The organism is Paenibacillus sp. GM1FR (genome assembly GCF_002803315.1).
Taxonomy (GTDB): Bacteria; Bacillota; Bacilli; order Paenibacillales; family Paenibacillaceae; genus Paenibacillus; species Paenibacillus amylolyticus.
This window is the reverse complement of the sequence record NZ_MKZL01000040.1, coordinates 1-4,404: the sequence shown is the minus strand read 5'-3', so window position 1 is coordinate 4,404 and position 4,404 is coordinate 1. Positions and strand designations below refer to the sequence as shown.

At 50.4% G+C, this 4,404-nt stretch carries 1 protein-coding gene; it reads left to right on the top strand.

Annotated features, from left to right (window positions below):
* Nucleotides 1-504 precede the first annotated feature (504 nt).
* A complete protein-coding gene (locus PAEAM_RS22435) occupies nt 505-4,125 on the top strand; it encodes an S-layer homology domain-containing protein (RefSeq protein WP_100529045.1) in 3,621 nt (1,206 codons plus the stop codon).
* Nucleotides 4,126-4,404: the final 279 nt, after the last annotated feature.

Below are 4,404 nucleotides of genomic sequence, written 5' to 3'. Positions count from 1 at the left end.
GTGTTATTGTGTCCGCTGAAGCTTGATTGCTAAATGGCAGAACAAGATTAAACCAGCTACTGAAGGTCATAAGTAAAACTAACATTAGGATTGTAATTTGCTTCCGCATAGCATTCTTCCCTTCGATTAATTTTCAGAAGCATACAACCCATATCTCTCACCTTTAAAACCAGACCACCTCGCTCAAGGAAATAGAGATACGCCTTAAAAAAAAGAATGCGCTTACATTTCTTCTCATATTACGTCTTCAACACTTCCAATTCAATGTAGTATCTTGTTCATAAGGTGGATTTTTTTATTGCAATTCACGCAAACTTCAACACTATCCCTATGCTTCGAAGTAATCGTTTTCATTCTTAATATACTCTATAGATAAATTAAAGGATTGAACGCCTGATAAACATAATATATATAGTTGGGCGCTTGTCATATGGACAACGTGTCCGAATACGATGCGGTAAGCCTTGGGCGCACCGCATCGAAAAATAAGGAGGATTTTCATTTATGCCAAAACGATTTAGCAGAATGCTCGCGTTCCTCTGTTGCTTGGTAATGGTGGCGTCGCTAATACCTACCAGCTATGCCGCCGCCACTGACAACATCGAGAACGCAGAAGCGAATGAAACACCCACCGCCATTTTTGGAACTCCCGAACTCGGGTCAAACGACCCACTCTGGGGCCAGACCATGGAGCATCACATCAACAAAAGCACTGTGCCCGCCGATCCCAGACCCCATGCCACGGGCACAGCCAGAATCCTTTGGGACCATGACTACCTGTATTCCAGAGTAGTTGTGAATGACAGTAATCTATATCAGGGAGCTGGCGGAGATCACCAGTACGACAGCCTGGAGTTTTATGTCGGCACCGGAACCGGAGGCTCAAACCAATGGCGCGTTAGCGCGACGGGTGTGTTCTCAGGGCAGGCCGCTCCGGGCAGAGCTGCATGGACCCAGATCACGGAAACAGGATATATCGTGGAGATGAGAATACCCAAAAGAACCTTGACCTTGGAGGAGGGCAAGCTTACCTTTGAGGTTTATATTAATAACTCAACGGAAAAGGGCGGTGATCGTTATGAAGTCGTTTCCTCTTTTGGAGTTCCAGACGCAGCTTATACCAGCGCTGATTCATTTACAGACAGCCTGCAGCTCTCTTTAGCCAATGAAGTGGACACCAGATTCTCAATCACCGCCACTGCGGGACCGGGCGGCCGAATAACGCCGAACCCACCCGGCGATGTTCTGAGAGTAGATCGGGACTCTAACAAAGAATTTACGTTTACCCCCGATTCCGGCAAAATGGTGGATACCGTAACGGTAGACGGTGAGACCGCGACTCTATCTGCTGGCACTTATACCTTTTCGAATATTGAGGCTGACCATACAATTCACGTAACATTCAAAAACGATCCGGACGCGGGGATACTTCCCTTTATCGTATGGAATGACAACTTCGCCAGTGGCGAGTACACAACGGCTGTCATCATCGACTTAGGCGAGGGGAAGGCAGCGTTAGGCTCCGAGCTTAATTCGGGCTTGTTTACCTTGTCAGCCAGGAACACAACCCTGAACGGCGAAGCGGTGACCTTTGAAGGAACGCGCAAGATCACAAGGGTATACGCTAATGACGAACCGAAGGTACGCGGCTATCTGGGGCCGGTAAGCAATTCACCGGATTATCAGGACGGACTGGCAAGTGGCCGTTACATCGTAGTTGAGTCTGAGTTTTATTCAGCGAGCGGCGGCAAAACAACGCTGGATGGCAGCAGTAACTCGACAAAGCAGGTTTACAACATCGTCCCAAACGGAGAGATCGTACTGACAGAAGGGAGTCCACTTCGCAACGTGGTTTTTGAACAGGAAAAAGTTGTGAATCCGATCCTTGACAAGTTTACAACATTCACGGACAATTCGGTCAATCGCTCGCTCTACCTTCACAAGGATGAAGACGGTAAAGTGATCAAAGGATTGCCGCTGTATGTTTATACCCACGGCATGTCACGCGGCGGCACAAACGCTGCGACAGACCAAAAAGCGGCCATGAAATCCGCCAACGGCTCGGTCGCTCTAATGAAAAAGATGGAACAAAATCCCGATAAGTACGCCAGCCATGTACTGAACATTTCCTATAATGGCGTATCTGTTCCCTCAACAGAGAATGTTAAGAAGGTCATAGACGCCCTGATTGCCAGCGGCGAAGTAGACCCTAATCGTGTTTACGCGGCGGGCTTCTCATGGGGCGGCCAGTATACAAACAACTTAGTTAACAGCCACCCGGGCTTCTTCGCCGCCGCCGCACCTATGGCCCCGGTAAGCGGTTCACCGAATGCTAAGGACAATGACGCTCACAACACCTTGGCCTATTGGATGTTTTTAAATACTCATAATGTTGGAGGCTACCAGACTAACCTCAATAACTTCATCAATAACAATATGCCGAAAATGATCAACGCGAGAGCTTCGCGCTTTGAGAGCAATGAGGTTCTTACGTGGCCCTACAATCAATTTGATCAGCCGAATCTGAGGCCAAATCCGGCCAACACACCTGTTCTGGCTGATTACATAGCCCACGAAGTTGAAGCGGCGGTTCTTTACAACGAGATAACTATGGGGAATTGGAGCATAGCTCCCACGGCGCAGTCCTCTAACTTGCCAGTTTGGAACAATGACTACACAGACGTCTTTGATTGGATGTTCGCGCAGAGAAAACCGGTCGTGCCCAGTGCTCCGAGCGGCTTCAAGGCGACAGCCGGTGACGGACAGGTCACATTGAGCTGGACCGCCCCTGCTGACGACGGTGGCAGTGCGATCTTGGGCTACAAGGTATGGTATGGCAACGTGACGCCGGTCACACTGGATGCGACGGAGACCAAATATACCTTTAAGAACCTGACAAACGGCCAAGGCTACAACTTCACCATCATCGCGATGAACGCGAAGGGCGACGGCGCGGAGATAAGTGCTACGACGACGCCGATGAAGACGACGACTCCCACTGTGCCTGATTCTGGCGGCAATACGGGCAACACCGGAAATACCGGCAACATCGGTAATACGGGCAACACCGACAATACGGGCACCGGGACAGACGCTGGAACGTTGAAGTCGACCTACACAGTGAATACACCGAAGGATAAACCCGCGGTCACAGACAAAAACGGCAACACCACCCTCCCCGGCGGTGGCGAGCTTGCGACCAAAGACGGGACCAAGATTAAGGTGCCCGAAGGCACAACGATAGACTCAAACGGTAAGGTAACCATTCCGGCAGACAAGAGCGCCGAAGTGACACTACCCGGCGGCAACAGCATAGTAACCATTTCGGGCGGCTCGACGATCGCGAGCGACGGTACGGTTACAGTAGGCGGCAAAGACGCGCATGTGGGCCTGCCAAACGGCAACCGTGTGGATATTCACGACGGATCGAAGATACGGAGCGGCGGAGTGGTTGTGGTAGGACCCAGCGGCGCAAGAGTTGGCTTAGACAACGGCATGTCGCTGAACATCCGTGAGGGTACGGAACTGGCGGTTGATGACGCCACCCCACTGGGCTTCCTCGTAATATCGGGCAATCCTTTCAGGGATGCCAACATGGACGACTGGTTCTACAACGATATAAATTTCGCCTACACATACGATCTTTTCAACGGCACGACGCCCACAACTTTCTCACCGGGAACCGCAATGACGCGTGCAATGTTCGTCCAGGTACTGGCCAATCTTGAGAACGTAAACCTCTCCAGCTACACGAGCTCCCGCTTTAACGACGTGACGGACGGACAATGGTACACCGCGGCAGCCGAGTGGGCGGCCGAAAAAGGCATAGTAAACGGTACAAACGCAAACCTGTTTGACCCCAATTCACCGATGACGCGCGAGCAGATGCTGGTGATACTGTACAACTACATGAAGTACAAGGGCTATGAGATACCTGAAAGCCAGGCTAAGTCCTTCACGGATGAGAGTGAGATCAGCTCCTGGGCATTGGAGGCCGTTCAGGCACTGCGGGACATCGGCATTGTAGTAGGCAAGCCGGACAACTTCTTTGCTCCCAAAGCAACCGCCACCCGCGCCGAAGTAGCCACGATCTTTGTAAGGTTCGTTGAATATCCGGCTAAGTGAAAGCGTATACAGGATGATGCAGATGATGCCCTAAAAACCAATGCATGCTTAGTTCGTCTAACGCCTCTGGCCTGCCTTCGATCATTATAGAAACTAACCCTTCCTTCCCCACAAGATCAGGCAGCATGCTATATCCACCATGACCTCTGTCGGCTATGATAGGTACTCCACTAGAACATTGTGCGTCAATTACCTACATTCGTTATTAGCCACAGAGAAACAGAAACAAATTTTCCTTCTGTGACATCAGAAACAATTGATTCCAACAAAAAAACGGCA